Origin of the sequence: Sphingobium sp. LF-16 (genome assembly GCF_003711185.1) — a bacterium.
GTDB classification, from domain to species: Bacteria; Pseudomonadota; Alphaproteobacteria; order Sphingomonadales; family Sphingomonadaceae; genus Sphingobium; species Sphingobium yanoikuyae_A.
This window is the reverse complement of the sequence record NZ_CP029335.1, coordinates 3,449,628-3,468,079: the sequence shown is the minus strand read 5'-3', so window position 1 is coordinate 3,468,079 and position 18,452 is coordinate 3,449,628. Positions and strand designations below refer to the sequence as shown.

Genomic DNA, 18,452 nt, shown 5'->3' with positions numbered 1-18,452 from the left:
AGCCGCCGGGCCGCAGCGATTGACTCTGGCCCCGGAGCGGGCAGGGATGGAGCCGATCAACAGGGCTGATCATTATAGGCTCTGAACGATCAACCTAGGTGAGGCAGCATGACGGACATTCGGAAAAGGCGCGCCCGCGATCCCGTGGCGACCCGCGAGGCCATATTGGAAGCAGCCCGTGCGCTGCTGGCCAAGGATGGGCCGGATGGCGTCAGCCTGTCGGAAGTCGCCCATCTCGCCGGCGTCAATCGCGGCACCGCCTATCAGCATTTCGAAACCCGCGAGAAGCTGATCGAGGCGACCGCGGACTGGGTGTCGGAGCGCATGTTCCGTTCGGTCTTCGGCGATCCCGAGACGATCGGCGAGCGCCGGGTCGAGGAAGTCGACATTGCCGACACCACCGACCGGCTGGCTTTGTTCGCGATGGACAATCCCGAGCTGTGCCGCATCTGGCTGCTCCAGCTGCTGGCCTCGCCCGATCCGATGGCTGACCCTTTCTGGCGCGAATATGAAGGCTCGCTCCAGCGCTTCGCCAACAGCGATCTCGCCGAGGAGGGGGTCGATGCCGAAGTCCTGTCGGTGCTGATGCTGGCCGGCGCCTTTCTCTGGCCGATCTGGGCGCGCAGCCATGCGCGTGAAGAGGGGGAACGGCGGGCACTTGGCCGTCGCCTCGCCCAGGAATGCCTGCGCCTTTGCATGTTCGGATCGATGCGCAGCGACAAATTCCCCGACATTGCCGAGCGGCTCGGCCGTCCGCTCGCGCCGCTTCCCAGGGTTGCCCAGGGATAGGCAGCCCGATTTCCCTTTCTCTCTTCAAGAAGGACCGACCGCATGTTTTCCGCCATCCTGATCGAAAAGACCGACGACAAGCAGAGCGTGTCGCTCGCCCAGGTCGATGAGGCGCAGCTGCCCGAGGGCGATGTGACCATCGACGTCGATTATTCGACCCTGAACTACAAGGATGGCCTGGCGATCACCGGTGCCTCGCCGGTGGTGCGCAAATTCCCGATGGTGCCCGGCATCGATCTGGTCGGCACCGTCCGCAGTTCCGACCATGGCGACTGGAAGGCCGGCGACAAGGTGGTGCTGAACGGCTGGGGCGTGGGTGAGGGCCATTGGGGCGGCCTCTCCCAGGTTGCCCGGCTGAAGGGTGACTGGCTGGTGCCGCTGCCCAGCGCCTTCACGCCCAGCCAGGCGATGGCGATCGGCACCGCCGGCTACACGGCCGCGCTCTGCGTCGAGGCGCTGGTGAAGGCGGGCGTGACCCCCGACCAGGGCGAAATCCTGGTCACCGGCGCGACCGGCGGCGTCGGCAGCGTTGCGGTTGCCCTGCTCAAGAAGGCGGGCTTCACCGTGATCGGCTCGACCGGCAAGTCGGCCGAAGGCGACTATCTCAAGACGCTGGGCGCCGACGGCGTGATCGACCGCGCCGAACTGTCGGAAAAGGGCAAGCCGCTGCAGAAGGAGCGCTGGGCCGGCGTGGTCGACTCGGTCGGCAGCTTCACCCTCGCCAATGCCTGTGCCCAGACCCGCTATGGCGGCGCGGTGGCGGCCTGCGGCCTGGCGCAAGGCGCCGATTTCCCGGCGACCGTCATGCCCTTCATCCTGCGCGGCGTGCGCCTGCTCGGCGTCGACAGCGTGATGGCGCCCAAGCCCGTGCGCCTCGCCGCCTGGGCGCGGCTGGCCCGCGATCTCGACCCGGCACTGCTGGAGGTGATCGCGCAGGAAATCAGCCTGGGCGATGCGATCGGCGTCGCGGCGGACCTGCTCGCCGGCAAGGTGCGCGGCCGCGTCATCGTCGACGTCAACCGCTAAGCCGATGGCTGCGCTCTCGATCGTCGCCGGCCCGCCTCTGGTTGAAGAGGAGGGCCTTGGCACGCTGACGCTCGGCGGCTGGCTGCGTGAGGTCACGCAGGCCCATGCCGGGCGGGAGGCGCTGGTCTTCCACGGACCCGATGGCGTGGTCCGCTGGAGCCATGACGATTTGTGGGCGCAGGCCAATGCGGTCGCCCGGTCGCTGGTCGCCTGTGGCGTGGGCAAGGGCACGCGCGTCGGCGTGCTGATGACCAATCGGCCGGAATTTCTCTCGGCCGTGTTCGGCGTCGCGCTGGCGGGCGGCGTCGCCGCCACGCTCAGCACCTTCTCGACCCCGGCCGAACTCGACCATCTGGTCCAGTCCTCGGCCTGCTCCGTGCTATTGCTCGAACGCGCGGTACTGAAGAAGGACTTCGGCGCGATCCTCGCCGATCTGGAACCCGCGATCAGCGTCGCGGGCGACGGCCGGCTGGTCTCCACCCGCTTCCCCTTCCTGCGCCATCTCGCCGCCGTCGACGGAGCGATGGGCCGGATCGAGGGCTGGAACGACTTTCTGGCACGCGGTGACGCGGTCGATCAGGCGCTGGTCGATGCGACTGCCGCCACCGTCATGCCGGCCGATCCGGGCGTGCTCTTCTTCTCCTCCGGTTCCACCGCCAAGCCCAAGGGCATCATCAGCGCCCATCGCGGCCCGACCTTGCAGCTCTGGCGCTGGAAACGCTTCCTGCAAGCGAAGCCCGATGCCCGCGCCTGGTCGGCGAACGGCTTTTTCTGGTCGGGCAATTTCTGCATGGCGATCGGCGGCGCGCTGACCGGCGGCGGCAGCCTGATCCTGCAACAGACCTTCCAGCCGGCGGAAGCGCTGAGCCTGATGGAAGCGGAAAAGGCGACCATGGCCTTTGCCTGGCCGCATCAATGGGCGCAGCTGGAAGCCGCGCCCAATTGGGGCGATGTCGACCTGTCCTCGCTCTATTATGTCAATCCGGCCAATCCGCTCGGCCGCCATCCGACCGTCAGCACCGACTGGCAGGAACCGATGGCCGCCTATGGCAATACCGAAACCTTCACCATCAGTTCGATCTTCCCGTCGGGCACGCCGGAAGAGCGGATCGCCGGCAGCCATGGCGCGCCGCTGCCCGGCAATATCTTCAAGATCGTCGATCCGCTGACCGGCGCGGTCGTGCCGCTCGGTGAACGGGGCGAGATCGCGGTCAAGGGACCGACCTTGATGCTGGGCTATGTCGGCATCCCGCTCGATGATTCGGTCGATGGCGAGGGCTTCTTCCGCACCGGCGACGGCGGATGGTTCGACGCGGAAGGACGGCTGCACTGGGAAGGGCGGCTCAATGACATTATCAAGACCGGCGGCGCCAATGTCTCGCCGATCGAGATCGACAGCGTCATCAAGACCTGTCCGGGGGTGAAGGTGACCCAGACCGTGGGCGTGCCGCATGAGACGCTGGGCGAACTGGTGGTCACCTGCATCGTCCCGCATGCGGATGCCGCGCTGGACGAGGACGGCATTCGTGGCTTCGCCAGGGAGCAGCTGGCCAGCTTCAAGGTGCCCCGCCGCGTCCTCTTCTTTGCCGAAAGCGATCTGGAACTGACTGGCAGCGCCAAGATCAAGACCGCTGATCTCAAGGCATTGGTGGTCAAGCGGCTGGAGGTCGAGGCGGCGTGACCGACCCGGCCGGGCCATTGCGGGCGCCGCAATGCCTTGGTCGCCGGTCGCTGCTGCTGGGCGGTGGCGCGGCCTTGGTGCTGCCGCGCCAGGCGGCGGCGAGGCGCGGCGCATCGACGCTGGGTCTGGCCGACACGACCGTGCGCAAGGAACTGGCGCGCGACTATGCGGGCACGCTGCGCGCCGTGGCGGCAATGGGCTATGGCCGGTTCGGCTTCCGCCTCGCTTCCTATGTCGCCAACGACCCGTCCGAACCCACGGCTCAGGACAAGGCCCGCATGGTGCGCGACGCCGGCATGACGGTGGGCGTGGTCCGGCTCGGCGTGCGCGGTGCGGACTATGACCGGCAGTTCGATCAGGCGGCGGCGATCGGCGCGAACATCGTCGCGCTGACCACCGCGCCGATCTTCATCGCCAGCCGCACCCTCGGCCAGACAACCCGCGCTGCGCTCGACGCCTATATCCCGCAGCTTGCGGCGCTGGGAGAAAAGGCGAAGGCGGCCGGCCTGACGCTCGCCTATCATAATCACTGGTATGATCTGATGCCGATCGACGGCGACCGGCCGCTCGACCTGATGGCCAGCCGGATCGCGCCGGACCTGCTCTCGTTCGAAATCGACCTGGCCTGGGCCTGGTATGCCGGCGTGGCGCCGCTCGATCTGCTGGCGGCGCTGGGACCGCGCGTGGTGTCGATGCATCTGAAGGATATCGACCGGAACCATGGCACGGCGATCACCGACCATGCGGTCACGCCCGGCAGTGGCGAGATGGGCTATGCCGCGCTGATGCCGCGGATCGCCCGGCTGACCCGCGTGACCGGCTATGTCGAGGTCGACAATCCCGAGGATGGGCTGGCGGCTGCACGCGCCGCCATGGCCTATCTGCGCGGGCGATAGGGTTTCAACCAGAATAGGAGGCAGAGGATGGCGGGACGTTTCGCGGGCAAGACCGTGCTGGTGACGGGCGGCGCGGCGGGGCTTGGCCGCGCTTATGCGCTCGCCTTTGGCGGCGAGGGCGCGCACCTGATCCTGGCCGACATCAACGAAGCGGGGCTGGCCGAGAGCAAGGCGCTGGTCGAACAGCTTGGCGCGACTGCCACCGTCCATCGCGTCGACATGAGCGATGAAGCCGATATCCAGGCCTTCGCCGCCGACGTGCTGGCCGTCCATGACCGGCTCGACGTGCTGATCAACAATGCCGGCCTGCATCTGGGCGAGATTGCGCGCGGCTTCTTCGGCCTGGGCCAGGCCAAGTGGCAGCATTATTTCGCGGTCAACACCATCGGCCCGCTGCTGCTGGCCGAAGCATTGCGGCCGGCATTGGCGAAGGCGAAGGGCGTCATCATCAACAAGTCGTCGATGGCCAGCTACAACCCGGCCACCGCCTATGGCATCACCAAGGCCGCGCTCAACATCTTCACCCATGCGATGGCGATGCAGTTCGGCCAGGACGAAATACGCTGCGTCGGCATCGCGCCGGGCCTGATGGCGACCGAGGCGGCGCAGGACGGCGTCGCCGCCGACAATTGGGAACGGCTGAAGGGCATGCAGTCGGTCAAGCGCCAGGGCACGGCCGAGGATATCGCCAATCTCGGCCTGTTCCTCGCCTCCGACGAGGGCAGCTTCATCAATAATCAGGTGATATTGTGCGACGGCGGCAACCAGATGCGCGGTTTCCGTTTCTGATGGCCGCGCCGGATTTTGCCGACTGGCTGGCCATCGCCAATGTGAAGGCGCGCTATTGCCGCCTGCTCGATACCAAGGATTGGGACGGATTCGCCGCGCTGTTCACGCCCGACTTCCGGCTCGATGCGACCGGATCGGGCGGCCCGCTGCTGGAGGGGCGCGACGTCGCGATCGCCAGCGTCCGCGGCTCGATCGACGCGGCGCGCACCGTCCATCATGTCCATTCGCCCGAAATCGCCATAGACGGCGATGAGGCGACCGCCATCTGGGCGATGCAGGACCATCTGGTCTGGCCCGATGGGCGTATGCTCACCGGCTACGGCCATTATCATGAAGATTATCGCCGGGAAGACGGCCAATGGCGCATCGCCCGATCCCGCCTCACCCGGCTGGCGATCGACGTGAAGGCGCCACCGGCCTGAACGGGAAGGCGGGCACCATGTCGTCATGTGTGGGGGATGTTGCCTTGTCCGCGCCACATATCTCCTCGATAAGGGATCATGACAGATCAAAGACATGATGCGGCCACGACGCTGGACCGCATCCAGCAAAATTTCCTGGCACGCTCCGAACGCCAGCTTCTCACCTGGCTGTGCGCGCATATGCCGCGACAGGTCACGCCGGACCTTTTGACCCTGCTGGGGCTGATCGGCGCGCTGATGACCTTCATCGGTTATACCGCCAGCAATGTCGGTGCATCCTGGCTGCTGCTCGCGATCCTGGGCTATGTCATCCAGTGGTTCGGCGATTCCATGGATGGCAGCCTGGCGCGCTACCGCCGGATCGAACGGCCCTCCTATGGCTATTTCATCGACCATAGCTGCGATGGACTGGTGACCTTGCTGATCCTCGCCGGCATCGGCCTCAGCCCCTATGTCACCATGGATGTCGCCCTGGTGGCGCTCGCCGGCTATCTGCTGCTGTCGATCCACGCCTATCTGTCCGCCCGCGTGCTGGGGGAGTTCAAGCTCTCCTATCTGTCGGCCGGCCCGACCGAATTGCGGCTGATGCTGATCGCGCTGACGGTGATGATGATGGTGCTGGGCGACAAGCCCGGCCTGTTCGGGCGCTGGTCTGGCTTCGACATTTTCGTCGGCACGGTTGGGGTGATCCTGATCATCCTGTTCGTCGGCCAGACGCTGGTGACCGGGCGCCGCCTGGCCGCGCATGAGGCGGCAAACGGCCGGGGCTGATCGCCCCTATCCGCCGTCGGCTTCGGGTCCGAAGGACAGGCCCGACGGCGGCGTCTCGCCTGTCCAATGGGCGCGCTGCGCCGTGACCTGCGCCACCGCCCGGTCCCAATAGGCGCGGTTGTTGGCGAGCATCCTGATGTCGAAGCTGTCGGAACCGCGAAATTCCAGCACCTCGACGCCCTGGTCGCCGGGCACATAGGTGTAGGGGACGTTGGCGCCGACGAAGAAGCCGTCGCCGGCGCCCAGTTCCTCCGTGCCGATGCGCAATGATCCGGCGAGGATGAAATAGAGGCAGTCGACATCATGGCTGTGGCGGGGCAGCGGGAAGCCGCTGCGGAACCAGGCATGGGTGAGGCTGAGGCCCGGCATGGAAAAGAGCAGCTTCACCCGCGTGCCTTCCAGCATGCCGGCCTCGACCACGGCGATCGATCCTGCCATCTCGATCGGCGTCGGCGGCACCGTCGCCATCAGCCCGCTTTCCTCGAAATCGGTCGCATCCTTCGCGCGGAACAGGGCGAAGCGGGGCGCGGCTACGGGGTCGGTCATCACGCGTCCTTCCGGCATGATTGCCGCGCCAGGATGGGGAGCGCTGCCGACAGGGTCAATTCGCGCCCGCTTCTCAATGCCCCGGCGATCATTGGCCGGCCGCTCTGGCATGTGCGGGGCATCCATGCTGGATTGCCGCCGCACACAGGGTCGGGACCAGCCGGCCGGGCAGCCGGGGACGAGGAATGAGCCTGTACACCACCATCCATCTGCACAATGTCGCGGCCGGCCGGGCGGAGGATTATGCCCGCTGGTTCGACGGCGCGCATCAGCAGGATCTGGCCCGGCTGCGCGGCTTTCGTTCGGCCGATCGCTATGAAGTCACGCCGCAGCAGATCATGCCCGACATTCCCCAGCCCTGGCGCTTCCTGTCGGTCTATGAGTTCGATTATGCCATGCCGGAGATCGACCTGCCCGCGCTCGCGCCGCTGCTGGCCGATGCGCGCGACGCGGGGCTGATCGACGACAGCGACGAAAGCGAGCGCATCCACAGCTATGCGATGTATTCCGATTGGGTTTCCAGCCCCAATCACCAGGCCGACCAGCCCTTTTCCGGGGTGTCGATCATCCTCGCCAATTTCGTCGCCGGGCGGGAGGCGGAATATCATCACTGGTATGACACGGTTCATGGCCCCGAAGTGACCCGCGTGCCGGGCAAGGTGGCGATGAAGCGTGGCCGGCTGTCGCCACTGCAGGTCGAACCGCGCCGCTATTGTCCCGGCAGCGACCTGGTCTTCTGCGCCCAGCAGACCGACGACTTGCTGTTCACGGTCAAGGATTTCAGCGCCCGCGCGCGCGGCGTCAGCCCCAGCGGCGTCGCCTTCCAGCCGCGCTCATCGGCCGGCTCCTTCGCCCGCACGGTCCATTATTTCGCCAGGGTCAGCGGCACCCGCTTCTGGCCCGGCGGCATCGCCTATGATGGCGACCTGTCCGTCTATCCGGCCGATTTTGCCCGGCCGGCAGGCTGAGGCGGGGAACCATCGCAAGCGCGATGCGGCATGGCCTTGCCCGGCCGAAGAAGCCATGCGCTATTAGCATGAAGTTTGAAAAGAACAGGTGGAGCGAGAGGTGAGCAAGGTCATCGTCATTACCGGTGCGGGCGACGGGCTGGGACGCGCATTGGCGCGGCGGTTCGCGCGCGATGGCGAAACCGTCATCCTGCTGGGCCGCACCCTGTCGAAGGTCGAGGCGGTCGCGCAGGAACTGGGCGAACCCCATTTCGCGGTGGCATGCGATGTCGGCAATCCCGATTCCGTCCGCGCCGCCTTTGCCGCGATCGCGCAGCGTCATCCCAGGATCGACGTGCTGATCAACAATGCCGCCATCTACGAACCCTTCACCCTGGCCGAGGTGCGCGACGAGCAGATCGCAGCATCGCTCGCCACCAATGTCGCGGGCCCGATCCATTGCGCGCGTGAGGCGCTGCCGCTGCTGCGCGGGGGTGGCCATATCATCAATGTCACCAGCGAATCCGTACCGTTGAAAATGCCGATGCTGTGGCTCTATGCCGGCGGCAAGGCGGGGCTGGAACTGATGTCGGACATGTGGGCGCGCGAACTGGAGCCCGAGGGCGTGCGCGTCACCGTGGTCCAGGCCGGCATGATGATGGACGAGACCAAGACCGGCAGCAGCTGGCCGATGGATGTCGCGATCCGCTTCGCCCAGGAAAATGCCAAGGTCGGCCTCAACCTGCGCGAGCGCGGCATCAGCCATTATAATTCGGTCACCGACGTCTTCCGCGCCGTGCTCGACATGCCGGCGGACCTGCACATCGGATCGGTCGCCCTGAGCGCGCGCAAGCGCTGACCGGGCGACTTATCCACAACATCCACAGAAGTTATCCACAGGAAGGCGATCATGGCCACTCTTCCCGAAGCCAAGCTCTATATCGACGGCGTGCTGCGCGGTGCCGAAGGCGGCAAGACTTTTGACGTGATCGGCCCCTGGACCGGTGAGCCGGTCGGCACCGCCGCCGATGCCTCGCCCGCCGATGTCGAGGCCGCGATCGTCGCCGCTCGCCGCGCCTTTGACGAAACCGACTGGTCGACCAATGTCGACCTGCGCGTCGCGCTGGTGACGAAGCTGCGCGACCTGTTCCAGGCGAACAAGGAACGGCTGTCGGATCTGGCCCGGCATGAGGCTGGCGCCGCCATGGGCGCGGTCGGCCGTGCCCATGTCGACATGGCGCTCGACGGCTGGGACGATTATCTCGCCGTCTTTCCCAAGCTGGAATGGGAAAAGGATTATGGCGGCCGCACCGGCTATGGCTTCGAAAGCCTGCGCAAGGCGGTCTATGAGCCGGTCGGCGTGGTCGCGGCGATCACGCCGTGGAACGTGCCGCTCTATGTGAATGTCGGCAAGGTCGTGGCCGCGCTGCTGGCTGGCTGCACCGTGATCCTGAAGCCCGCCCCCAACACGCCGGGCATGGGCGCCATCTTCGGCGAACTGGCGGCGGAGGCGGGCTTCCCCGCCGGCGTCATCAACGTCGTGTTCGGCAGCGACCCGGCGCTGGCTGGCGAGATGCTGGTCACCGATCCGCGTGTCGACCTTGTCTCCTTCACCGGATCGACGGGCGTGGGCAAGCGCATCATGGAACAGGGTGCCGCCACGCTGAAGCGCGTCTTCCTGGAACTGGGCGGCAAGTCGGCCAAGATCGTGCTCGACGATTCCGCCAATTTCGCGATGGACGTCGCCCAGACCATGCTGGTCTTCCATGCCGGCCAGGGCTGCGCCGTCCATTCGCGCCTGCTGGTGCCGCGCAGCCGCTATGAGGAGGCGAAGGCGATCCTGAAGCATGCCTATGCCAGCTTCGGCGACAATTGGGGCGATTTCGACAATCCCCAGCACATCATGGGGCCGGTCATTTCCAAGCGGCAGATGGAGCGGGTGCTGTCCTATGTCGATATTGGCCAGGCCGAGGGCGCGACCCTGCTGGCGGGCGGCAAGGCGCGGCCGGACAAGGGCGGCGGCTATTTCATCGAGCCGACCTGCTTCGTCGACGTCACCAACGACATGCGCATCGCCCAGGAAGAGATTTTCGGACCGGTGCTGGTGGTCATCCCGTTCGAGGATGATGCCGACGCGGTGCGCATCGCCAATGAAAGCAGCTATGGCCTGTCGGGCGGCGTCAGTTCGGGCAATCTTGACCGGGCGATCAATGTCGCCAAGCAGATCCGCAGCGGATCGATCAGCGTCAATGGCGGCATGTGCATCGCCGGCGACTTGCCTTTCGGTGGCTACAAGGCCAGTGGTGTAGGCCGCGAATGGGGCCTCGAAGGGATCGAGGAGTTCCTGGAAACCAAGCTGATCGCCTGGCGCGCCGCCTGAGGCGCGCGACGGGGCATGGATAGGACGGGTTTTGACGGCAAAGGCATCGATTGCGGCGGACGGGCCGTCGGAACCCAAGGGCCGGGGACGGGCCACCAAGGCGCTGAGCCATAATCTCAATGGCCAGCGCCTGGGTCGCAAGGGGCGGGACACGCGCGAGCGTATCCTGGCGGCGACCAATGAATTGCTGGCCGGGCCGGTGGATGTCGAAATTTCGCTGAGCGCGGTCGCGCGCCAGGCCTCGCTCGGCATGACTTCGCTCTATAATTATTTCTCCGACCTCACCGAATTGCTGCTCGCCGTGCTGGAGCCGGTGATGGCCACGGCCGAGGCCGACTATGTCGGCCTGCTGCGGACCCGATGGAGCGAGGAGGAACTGGGCGAGAAGGCGCTGGCCTTCGTCACCGCCTATCATGGCTTTTGGGTCAAGCACTCCCGCCTGCTCCACCTCCGCAACAATATGGCCGATCGCCAGAATGAGCGGATGATGCTGCATCGCGTCCATGCCGCCCAGCCGGTGATGCGGCTGCTGGTCGACCAGATGGATGGCGGCAGCGAAGAGGCCGGATCGCCGGTGTTCAGCATGGGCACCGCGCTGATGACCGGGCTGGAGCGTGTCGTCACCGTCACCACCGACATGGCGCTGCAGAATATTCTCCATTCTCCCCATCCGCTGGCGCGCACTCATTTGCTGCGGGCCGAGGCGCGGCTGATGGAACTGGGCATCCGCGACTATCGCGCGATGCTGCGGGACGCGCGCGCCTGAGAGCGGTGCGCGTTCGACTTATCCACAGGCTTATCGACAGAAGTTATCCACAGCTTTTCCTACGCCAATCTGTGGGAAAAGCTGTGGATAAGTTTGTGGACAGATGAAGGCGCTTGGCATGTGTTGGAAAATCCGGCCGTAGCCGGATTGCCGCACCAGCCCACACCCCCACCCGATCGCCCAGACAGGGTATCCTGATGGGAGGCCGGGTGGGGGTGTGGGCTGGTGCCGATGCGCCGGAGGCGCATTTCTCCAAACGAACTCCTATTCCTTCTTGCCGCCAATGCCCTTCAGATAGCGTTCCATCCCCTCCAGATAGGCGGGGTTCAGCATCAGTGCGCTGTTGGCCATGCGTTCGACATGGCGCCCCATGGACGGGCCGACTTCGGCGGCCAGCTCGATCGCGATCTTGGCGGCGCCCATCTGCTCGCCATTCTGCTTGGTGAGGTGACGGCAGAAGGCCAGGGCCGCGTCCTCGAACCCTTCGTCCGGCATCACGTCATGCACCAGGCCCATGATCAGCGCGCGGTCGGCATCGGCCTTCTGGTTGCCCATGATCAGCCAGCGCGCCCAGTGCGGACCGCAGATGCGGGTCAGGCGGCTGACCCCGTTGGAGGCCGGCAGCACGCCGAACAGCCCTTCGGGGAAGGAGAAGGCGGCCGATTTGGCCGCCAGGCGGAAATCGCAGGACAAGGCCATTTCCAGCCCGCCGCCGACACAGGTGGCGTGGATGGCGCAGACGATCGGCTTTTCCACATGCTCCATCTCGTCATAGATGCGCTGCATCCCGTTGAGCTGGAGCCGGTGATTTTCGCGGATGCCGCTGGGCGTGCGGGGATATTCCCTGGGCGACCCGCCGCTCTTCATGTCCGCGCCGGAACAGAAATAGCGGCCGGTCGACCGGACCAGCATCACCTTCAGGTCCGGCGTGTCGCGAAAGCGGATCAGCGCCGCCTCGAACAGTGCCATCGTTTCGGCCGACAGGGCATTGAGCTTGTCCGGCCGGTTCAGCGTAGCGATGAGGATGCCATCCTGTTCCTGCGTCAGAAGATGGGGCGCGTCGTCCGTCATGCGATCTTCCTCAGGCGCGGGTGCGCGGCAGGCCCAGGCCCTTTTCCGCGATCATGCTGCGATGCACCTCGCTGGTGCCGCCATAGATGGTCGATCCCTGGGCGTGGCGATAGAACATGTTGATCTCCTCCGCCGGGCCCTTGCGCTTGGAGAGCGAGGCCGGGGCGGTGAGATCGAGCAGGTCGCGCGCATCGGTCAGGAACTTCTCCGAACTGAACATCTTGGCCATCGGGCCATAGGCATGGTTCGGCTTCTTTTCCGACATCACCCATTGGGCGCGATAGGTGATCAGTTCCGACGCCCACAGATTGGCGGCGGTGCGGGCCAGCCGCGCCTGTGCGCCGCCATCCTCGATCAACGGCCTGCCCCTGTGGATAAGTTCGCGACAAAGGGCTTCGCCGGCCTGCAGCATCTTGCGCTGATATTTGGCGAAGCCGCCGCCATGTTCCAGTTCCAGGCTGGCGCTCATGGTGCGCACGCCGCCATCAATCTCGCCCAGTCGCCAGCTGTCGGGGATGCGCACGCCATCATAGAAGGTGATGTTGGTGCGCTCATCCTGGAAGGTGTGGACCGGCTGCACCGTCACGCCATCGGCCTTCAGCGGCACGATGAACATGGTGAGGCCCTTATGCTTGGCCACGTCCGGGTTGGTGCGACAGAGCATCAGCACATAGGTGGACAGGTTGGCGCCCGACGTGAACATCTTGGTGCCGTCGATCCGCCAGCTGCCATCCGCCTCCTGCGTCGCGCGGCATTGCGCCGCGAACACGTCGGAGCCCGATCCGGGTTCGGAATAGCCGAGCGAGCAGATCACCTCGCCGCGCATGATTTCCGGCAGCACCGCCTGCTTCAGCTCCTCGGTGCCGAAGCGGTGAATGATGAGCGACACCATCTGCGTCACATTGGCGGCGGGGTTGTTATATCCCTGCTCCTCGAACGCATCCATCGCCGCCGTCTTCTCATAGGCGGACAGGCCCCGGCCGCCTACATCCTTGGGCAGGCCGAGATAGAGGAGATTCTGCGCCGCCAGCTTGCGGTTGAGTTCGGGGTTATAGCCCTCCCAGCTATAGTGGAAGGTCGCCCGCATCTCGGGCGTCACATTGGCCGCGAAGAAGGCGTTGATCTCGTCCTTGATCGCCTGCGCCGCTTCGCCCAGGTCGAAATCGACCGGCATAGGCCCGGCATCGGGCAGCGCGGCGGCCTCATCGGCGTAGAGCCGGCGTCCGGCCTCATCGAGCCAGCGCTGCGGATCGCCGCCGATCAGCGGCCAGGCCTTGGCGCGCAGATTATAGAGGAAGATGTCATATTCGGTGGTGAGGCCATAGCCGCCGAAGGTGTGGAGCGATTGCGCCACCGCCTTGGTCGCGCTGTTGGCGTTCCACCAGGCGGCGATCGAGATCGCGCCCCCGGCTTCGGGTGCGCCATCGGCCAGGTCGCGGATCGCCTTCCACACCAGGAACTTGCCGCCGTCGATCTCGCAGAGAATATCGGCCAGCGGATGGGAAATGGCCTGGAACTGGCCGATATATTGGTCGAACTGCTTGCGCTCGCAGGCATAAGCGGCGGCAAGCTTCAATGCCTCGCGGCCGATGCCGGCCAGACCGGCGGCGATCAGCAGCTTCCATTCCTCGATCCCGGCGGCGAAGATCGCGAGCGCCTCGGCCCCCGATGCCAGCACGGTGCGCGGATGCGCCGACAGGTCGATCTCTGCGATCGGCGTGGAGGCCAGATTATCCTCCGCCTTGCGTGCCTCTGCCGGCACGGTGACGAGGATGATGTCTTCGCCCGACCGGGCCAGCACCGCTTCGGCCACCAGGCCACCGCCAATCCACTGGACGGGCGTGTCCGCGATATCGTCGAAGGCGAAGCTGGCGACCGCATCACCCGCCAGCACCCGGCCGAGCAGATCGGCCGCCGCCTCGCCGCCCAGTTGCGCCAGCAATCGCGCCGCGACCAGCGCTTCGGCCAGCGGCCCCGATGCCAATGTCCGTCCCGCTTCCTCCATCAGGATGGTCGCGTCGAACAGGCCGAGGCCCAGGCCCCCGGCCTCTTCGGGCACGCGGATCGACAGCGCGCCCAGTTCCGCCAGCCCCTGCCACAAAGCGGGGTCGAAGCCGCTCGGCGCGGCGGCGCGCACCCGCGCCATGCTGCTATGTTCGTCCAGGAAGCGCGCGAACATGTCGCGCATCATCTCCTGATCGTCGGTCAGGTCGAAATTCATGGGGTTCAGGCCTCGGCGGGCGCCGAACGCCGCATCATGACGCTGAGGTCCACCTGTCCGGTGGCGACGCCGCCCATGAAGCCGCCATCGACCGGGAAGACCACGCCATTGACGATGCCGGCCAGATCGCTGTTCAGCAGGACGATGCCGCCCGCCTGTTCGGCCGGGGTCGAGTAACGGCCCATCGGTTCGGCGGCGGCGGCGACCACATCCTTGCCGGACGCGGCCTCGAACGTCGCCATCATCGGCGTCTGGGTGGGCGAGGGCAGGGTGCAGTTGATGCGAATGCCCTTCTTGATGAGATGCGCGCCCATATACTGGGTCCAGACGATCACATTCTCCTTGGAGAAGCTGTAGCCTTCCTTGACCACATCATCGAGATGCGCCTCGCACCAGGCGACGGCGGCGTCATAACCCTTGGTGGTGACGAATTCCATGTTGGTCGGGATGCGGCGGCTCCAGCCCAGCCCGCCGGTGGAGGCGATGCTGGCGATCGCGCCGCCCGGTCCCATCAGCGGCAATACCTGTTCGGTCAGGTGGCGCAGGCCGATGAAGTTCACCTTCATGACGTCGAGCGGCGGGAAGGACTGGGGCAGGCCGGCGCAGTTGAACAGCGCATCCACCTTGCCGCCGATGCCGGCCACCGCCGCCTCGATCGAGGCCGGATCGCGCAGGTCGACATTGGTGAAGGAGGCGAGCGGCAGGCTGCTGTCCCTGAAGTCCAGGCCATGAACCTCGGCGCCCAGTTCCAGCAGCAGCTTGGCGGTCGCCTCCCCCATGCCGGAGAAGCAGCCGCTCACGATCACGCGCTTGCCCTTATAGCCCAAAATGTCGCTCATCTCGCTCTCCCGGATTCTCTGATTATGCCTTGGCCTTGGGCGGCCAGTTGATGCTGCCATCATCTTCCTCGACGACGATGATGCGTTCGGGGCAGGCGCGCGCGCCGCGCTTGGCGGTCTGCTGTTCACCGTCTGCCACGTCGAAACCCTCGGTCGCGATATAGCCGTCCTCGTCCAGCGGATACATGTCCTCGGACACGGCGGCGCAGCGGGCATTGCCCACGCAGCCTGACTTTTCGATGCGGATTCTCATCTGCCCTCTCCGGCTATTCTGACCTTCCTTAGAAAGGAGATTACGGCCCCGATCAACGTGGCGCCCGGCACAATCGCCATCGCGATACGGAGCTGCGGCGCGGATCGTCGGGGCGTTATCTGGCATTGCCGCACCCAGCCCCTTTGCCTTTGCCGGGCCGCCGGGCAAAACGGGTCCGACAAGAAGGGACGCATCCTGCACGCGCCCGCCCCAGCAGGGAAGACGGAGAGAATCATGGCCCACGCCACCTTGAGCCCCGCCGCGCCACAGCCGGCCCATGTGCCCGACGCGCTCGTCTATGATTTCGATGTCCATGCCGATCCGGGCCTGCTGGCCGATCCGCATGCGCGCATCCTCGACCTGCTGAAGACGGCGCCGCCGGTCTTCTGGACGCCGCGCAATGGCGGCGGCTGGGTCGCGCTGACCCACGCCGCCAATTATGAAGCGTCGCGCGATACCGAAACCTATTCCAGCGAGTTCGTGCCGGCCGACAAGATGAAGGCGCTGCTCGCCTCGCTGCCGCCGGGCGCGCCGCATATTCCGCAGCCGATCCCGATCACGCTCGATCCGCCCGAACATACCAAATATCGCCAGCCGCTGCAGAAGGTCTTCTCGCCCAAGACGATCGCGGCCTTGAAGGACAGCATTCGCGAATTGGCCGGCGAGCTGATCGACGCGATCAAGGCCGATGGCCAGTGCGAGTTCATGAGCACGGTGGCCGAGCCGTTGCCGGTGCAGGTCTTCCTCAAGATGCTGGGCCTGCCGCTGGAACGGCTGCCGGAATATCGCCAGATCGTGAAGGAGCATATGGAGGCGATCGATACCGATCGCGAAGGCTCCATGCGCCGCTTGCAACGCATTGCCGCGGCGATGCGCGATACCGTGCTGGAGCGCAGGGATAATCCGAAGGACGATATCATTTCCATGCTGTGGAAGCTGGAGGTGGACGGCCAGCCGAGCACGCTTGCCGATATGGAGAATTATGGTGTGCTGCTGTTCATCGCCGGCCTCGACACGGTGATGAACGGCATGGGCCTGGCCATGCGCGGCCTGGCGCTCGACCTGCCATTGCAGGCAAAGTTGCGGGCCGAGCCCAAGCTGGTGGCCGAAGCCGCCGAGGAAATGCTGCGCCGCTATACCTTCACCGTGCCGATGCGGGTCATCAAGAAGCCGGCCGAACTGGCCGGGGCTAAGATGATGCCCGGCGACATGCTCAAGCTGTTCCTGCCCGCCGCCGATCTGGATGCGAAAGAATTCCCGCAGCCCGACAGCTATGATCTTGATCGCGAGAACAATGTTCACATTGCCTTCGGTGTCGGCCCGCATCGCTGCCTGGGCTCCCACCTGGCGCGCGTCGAATTGCAGGTTCTTTATGAGGAGATGCTGGCCCGCCTGCCCGAATTCCGGCTCGATCCGGCCAAGCCCACGGTCTTCCATGGCGGCCATGTGATCGGCATCGAAAGCCTGAACCTGGTCTGGGATGTCTGATGGTCTGGCAACGTTCGCGCCCGCGCCTCGATCGGGAAAACCGCGCCTTCTGGACCGGCGGGGCGGAGGGGAAGCTCAACATCACCCGCTGCGACGATTGCGGCCAGTTCACCCATCCGCCGCGCGAGATCTGCCGTCATTGCCAGTCGGAAAATGTCGGCCCCCATGCGGTCGCCGGCACCGGCGCGGTCGACACCTATACGATCAACTATCAGGCCTGGGCCAAGGATATGGAGGTGCCCTTCGTCATCGCCCGTGTCCGGCTCGACGACGTACCCGGCGTCTATCTGACCAGCAATATCGTCAATTGCCCGGTCGATGCCGTCGACATGGATGACCGCGTCCGCGTCACCTTCGAGGAGCAGGACGGCATCTGGTTCCCCCTGTTCGAGAAGGTCGCATGAGCATGGCGCGCGAAGCCTATATCACCGGCATCGGCATGTCGGAGGTCGGCGTGCGGCTGACCCGGTCGCCGCTCGGCCTGACGCTCGACGCCGTGCGCGAGGCGATTGCCAACGCCGGCCTGACTCTCGATCAGATTGACGGCGTCGCCACCTATCCCGGCAAGATGTCGACCTTCCTCGGCTTCTCGCCGGTCAGTTCGGACGATGTGATCGAGATATTGGGGCTCAACACACGCTGGCATATCGGCGCGGCGGAGGCGACGGCGCAGCTGGGCGCGATCGCCGAGGCGGCAATGGCGGTGAAGGCCGGCCTTGCCCGCCATGTCCTGTGCTTCCGCACCGTTTATGAGGCGGCAGCGCTGGCTCGCCCCGAAGAATTCCCGCCGATGGAACGGCGCAAGGATGTGTCGGGCAATTCGCAATGGGTCTCGCCCTTCGGCGCCTTTTCGGCCGCCAACTGGACCGCGCAATTCGCGATGCGCCACATGAAGCGCTATGGCCTGACCCGCGAACAGCTCGCCCAGGTGGCGCTGAACGATCATGCCAATGCCGCGCGCAACCCGCGCGCGATCGTCAAGAAGCCGCTGAGCATGGACGAGTATATGGCGGCGCGGATGATCAGTTCGCCCTTCTGCCTCTATGATTGCGATCGTTTCACCGATGCCTCGACCGTACTGATCGTGTCGGCCGGCGATGCGCTGGACGAGGTGAAGACGACGCCTATCCGCATCGCCGCCAGCGCCGGATCGGTCGAGCGCTACAGCTGGGACCAGGCCGAATGGGCGAGCGCCTATCCGACCGGGCGCGACCTGTGGAAGAACACGGACTACACCGCCAAGGATGTCGATACCGTCCAATTCTATGACGGCTTCGCTTTCCAGCCGATCACCTGGCTCGAAGGGCTGGGCTTCTGCGATGTGGGCGAGGGCGGCCAGTTCCTCGAAGGCGGCAAGCGCATCGCGCTCGACGGCGAATTGCCGATGAACACCGGCGGCGGCCAGCTTGGCTGGGGACGGCTGCACGGCTTTGGATTCGCCTATGAATCGGTGGTGCAGTTGCGCGGAGAGGGCGGCGCGCGCCAGATCGCTGGCGACCCGAAGGTGGCTGTGGCGACATCGGGTGGCGGCCCCATGGCGGCGGCGCTGCTGCTGGCGAAGGACTGA

Annotated in this window: 19 protein-coding genes; 14 read left to right on the top strand and 5 right to left on the bottom strand. The window is 65.8% G+C overall.

The genetic code is table 11. From position 1 onward, the window contains the following. Nucleotides 1–108 precede the first annotated feature (108 nt). From DIZ22_RS16285 to DIZ22_RS16255, 7 genes are all read left to right on the top strand, one after another. Nucleotides 109–789, top strand: coding sequence for a TetR/AcrR family transcriptional regulator (locus DIZ22_RS16285; RefSeq protein WP_048939240.1), 681 nt, complete (start codon nt 109–111; stop codon nt 787–789). A gap of 42 nt (nt 790–831) precedes the next feature. Beyond that, nucleotides 832–1,815, top strand: a complete 984-nt coding sequence (locus DIZ22_RS16280; protein ID WP_017501844.1) for an MDR family oxidoreductase — start codon at nt 832–834, stop codon at nt 1,813–1,815. 4 nt (nt 1,816–1,819) lie between these two features. Then, the gene (locus DIZ22_RS16275) at nt 1,820–3,496 is read left to right on the top strand and encodes a class I adenylate-forming enzyme family protein (RefSeq protein ID WP_048939238.1); all 1,677 of its coding nucleotides are present in this window, start codon (nt 1,820–1,822) and stop codon (nt 3,494–3,496) included. Further along, a complete protein-coding gene (locus DIZ22_RS16270; protein WP_048939237.1) occupies nt 3,493–4,392 on the top strand; it encodes a TIM barrel protein in 900 nt (299 codons plus the stop codon). Before DIZ22_RS16275 ends, DIZ22_RS16270 begins: the two co-directional genes overlap by 4 nt. A gap of 27 nt (nt 4,393–4,419) precedes the next feature. Beyond that, on the top strand, nt 4,420–5,181 hold the full coding sequence (locus tag DIZ22_RS16265; protein WP_017501847.1) for an SDR family oxidoreductase: 762 nt from the start codon (nt 4,420–4,422) through the stop codon (nt 5,179–5,181). Beyond that, a complete protein-coding gene (locus tag DIZ22_RS16260) occupies nt 5,181–5,603 on the top strand; it encodes a nuclear transport factor 2 family protein (RefSeq protein ID WP_048939236.1) in 423 nt (140 codons plus the stop codon). The genes DIZ22_RS16265 and DIZ22_RS16260 overlap by 1 nt, the downstream gene beginning before the upstream one ends. A gap of 78 nt (nt 5,604–5,681) precedes the next feature. Further along, a complete protein-coding gene (locus DIZ22_RS16255) occupies nt 5,682–6,374 on the top strand; it encodes a CDP-alcohol phosphatidyltransferase family protein (RefSeq protein ID WP_017501849.1) in 693 nt (230 codons plus the stop codon). Nucleotides 6,375–6,380: 6 nt separating this feature from the next. Here the strand turns inward: DIZ22_RS16255 and DIZ22_RS16250 are convergent, their stop codons facing one another. Beyond that, the gene (locus DIZ22_RS16250; RefSeq protein ID WP_048939235.1) at nt 6,381–6,920 is read right to left on the bottom strand and encodes a cupin domain-containing protein; all 540 of its coding nucleotides are present in this window, start codon (nt 6,918–6,920) and stop codon (nt 6,381–6,383) included. A 185-nt stretch (nt 6,921–7,105) separates the two neighbouring features. On the opposite strand from DIZ22_RS16250, the gene DIZ22_RS16245 reads away from it, so the two are divergent. From DIZ22_RS16245 to DIZ22_RS16230, 4 genes are all read left to right on the top strand, one after another. Next, entirely contained in the window at nt 7,106–7,888 is a 783-nt protein-coding gene (locus DIZ22_RS16245; RefSeq protein ID WP_048939234.1) for a hypothetical protein, read from the top strand. A gap of 100 nt (nt 7,889–7,988) precedes the next feature. Next, nucleotides 7,989–8,726, top strand: coding sequence for an SDR family oxidoreductase (locus DIZ22_RS16240; RefSeq protein WP_048939233.1), 738 nt, complete (start codon nt 7,989–7,991; stop codon nt 8,724–8,726). A 51-nt stretch (nt 8,727–8,777) separates the two neighbouring features. Beyond that, nucleotides 8,778–10,247: an aldehyde dehydrogenase family protein gene (locus DIZ22_RS16235; RefSeq protein ID WP_048939232.1), complete on the top strand. Its 1,470-nt coding sequence runs from the start codon at nt 8,778–8,780 to the stop codon at nt 10,245–10,247. A gap of 31 nt (nt 10,248–10,278) precedes the next feature. Continuing rightward, a complete protein-coding gene (locus tag DIZ22_RS16230) occupies nt 10,279–11,013 on the top strand; it encodes a transcriptional regulator (RefSeq protein WP_010336464.1) in 735 nt (244 codons plus the stop codon). Between the two features lie 264 nt (nt 11,014–11,277). Here the strand turns inward: DIZ22_RS16230 and DIZ22_RS16225 are convergent, their stop codons facing one another. From DIZ22_RS16225 to DIZ22_RS16210, 4 genes are read right to left on the bottom strand one after another with little or no spacing between them, the layout of a single operon-like run. Then, nucleotides 11,278–12,084 (bottom strand): enoyl-CoA hydratase/isomerase family protein, encoded by an 807-nt coding sequence (locus DIZ22_RS16225; protein ID WP_010336463.1) that lies wholly within the window; start codon nt 12,082–12,084, stop codon nt 11,278–11,280. 10 nt (nt 12,085–12,094) lie between these two features. Continuing rightward, nucleotides 12,095–14,305: an acyl-CoA dehydrogenase gene (locus tag DIZ22_RS16220; RefSeq protein WP_048939231.1), complete on the bottom strand. Its 2,211-nt coding sequence runs from the start codon at nt 14,303–14,305 to the stop codon at nt 12,095–12,097. A 5-nt stretch (nt 14,306–14,310) separates the two neighbouring features. After that, on the bottom strand, nt 14,311–15,144 hold the full coding sequence (locus tag DIZ22_RS16215) for a coniferyl-alcohol dehydrogenase (protein WP_010336461.1): 834 nt from the start codon (nt 15,142–15,144) through the stop codon (nt 14,311–14,313). A 22-nt stretch (nt 15,145–15,166) separates the two neighbouring features. Then, complete coding sequence (locus tag DIZ22_RS16210; RefSeq protein WP_048939230.1) at nt 15,167–15,397, bottom strand: ferredoxin; 231 nt, start codon at nt 15,395–15,397, stop codon at nt 15,167–15,169. A gap of 234 nt (nt 15,398–15,631) precedes the next feature. Here DIZ22_RS16210 and DIZ22_RS16200 point away from each other — a divergent pair, with 234 nt between their 5' ends. Genes DIZ22_RS16200 through DIZ22_RS16190 form a run of 3 tightly spaced genes read left to right on the top strand, consistent with a single transcriptional unit; the run spans nt 15,632 to nt 18,452 of the window. Next, complete coding sequence (locus tag DIZ22_RS16200) at nt 15,632–16,885, top strand: cytochrome P450 (RefSeq protein ID WP_010336460.1); 1,254 nt, start codon at nt 15,632–15,634, stop codon at nt 16,883–16,885. Further along, nucleotides 16,885–17,289 carry an OB-fold domain-containing protein gene (locus tag DIZ22_RS16195; protein ID WP_048939228.1) on the top strand — a complete coding sequence of 135 codons (405 nt, stop codon included), beginning with the start codon at nt 16,885–16,887 and terminating at the stop codon, nt 17,287–17,289. Before DIZ22_RS16200 ends, DIZ22_RS16195 begins: the two co-directional genes overlap by 1 nt. Then, complete coding sequence (locus tag DIZ22_RS16190; protein ID WP_048939227.1) at nt 17,286–18,452, top strand: thiolase family protein; 1,167 nt, start codon at nt 17,286–17,288, stop codon at nt 18,450–18,452. Before DIZ22_RS16195 ends, DIZ22_RS16190 begins: the two co-directional genes overlap by 4 nt.

What these genes read in the sequence shown, in the direction of transcription:
- DIZ22_RS16285 (WP_048939240.1), top strand. Translation starts at nt 109, where the DNA reads ATGACGGACATTCGGAAAAGGCGCGCCCGCGATCCCGTGGCGACCCGC.
- DIZ22_RS16280 (WP_017501844.1), top strand. Translation starts at nt 832, where the DNA reads ATGTTTTCCGCCATCCTGATCGAAAAGACCGACGACAAGCAGAGCGTG.
- DIZ22_RS16275 (WP_048939238.1), top strand. Translation starts at nt 1,820, where the DNA reads ATGGCTGCGCTCTCGATCGTCGCCGGCCCGCCTCTGGTTGAAGAGGAG.
- DIZ22_RS16265 (WP_017501847.1), top strand. Translation starts at nt 4,420, where the DNA reads ATGGCGGGACGTTTCGCGGGCAAGACCGTGCTGGTGACGGGCGGCGCG.
- DIZ22_RS16260 (WP_048939236.1), top strand. Translation starts at nt 5,181, where the DNA reads ATGGCCGCGCCGGATTTTGCCGACTGGCTGGCCATCGCCAATGTGAAG.
- DIZ22_RS16255 (WP_017501849.1), top strand. Translation starts at nt 5,682, where the DNA reads ATGACAGATCAAAGACATGATGCGGCCACGACGCTGGACCGCATCCAG.
- DIZ22_RS16250 (WP_048939235.1), bottom strand. Translation starts at nt 6,920, where the DNA reads ATGACCGACCCCGTAGCCGCGCCCCGCTTCGCCCTGTTCCGCGCGAAG.
- DIZ22_RS16245 (WP_048939234.1), top strand. Translation starts at nt 7,106, where the DNA reads ATGAGCCTGTACACCACCATCCATCTGCACAATGTCGCGGCCGGCCGG.
- DIZ22_RS16235 (WP_048939232.1), top strand. Translation starts at nt 8,778, where the DNA reads ATGGCCACTCTTCCCGAAGCCAAGCTCTATATCGACGGCGTGCTGCGC.
- DIZ22_RS16225 (WP_010336463.1), bottom strand. Translation starts at nt 12,084, where the DNA reads ATGACGGACGACGCGCCCCATCTTCTGACGCAGGAACAGGATGGCATC.
- DIZ22_RS16220 (WP_048939231.1), bottom strand. Translation starts at nt 14,305, where the DNA reads ATGAATTTCGACCTGACCGACGATCAGGAGATGATGCGCGACATGTTC.
- DIZ22_RS16215 (WP_010336461.1), bottom strand. Translation starts at nt 15,144, where the DNA reads ATGAGCGACATTTTGGGCTATAAGGGCAAGCGCGTGATCGTGAGCGGC.
- DIZ22_RS16210 (WP_048939230.1), bottom strand. Translation starts at nt 15,397, where the DNA reads ATGAGAATCCGCATCGAAAAGTCAGGCTGCGTGGGCAATGCCCGCTGC.
- DIZ22_RS16200 (WP_010336460.1), top strand. Translation starts at nt 15,632, where the DNA reads ATGGCCCACGCCACCTTGAGCCCCGCCGCGCCACAGCCGGCCCATGTG.
- DIZ22_RS16195 (WP_048939228.1), top strand. Translation starts at nt 16,885, where the DNA reads ATGGTCTGGCAACGTTCGCGCCCGCGCCTCGATCGGGAAAACCGCGCC.
- DIZ22_RS16190 (WP_048939227.1), top strand. Translation starts at nt 17,286, where the DNA reads ATGAGCATGGCGCGCGAAGCCTATATCACCGGCATCGGCATGTCGGAG.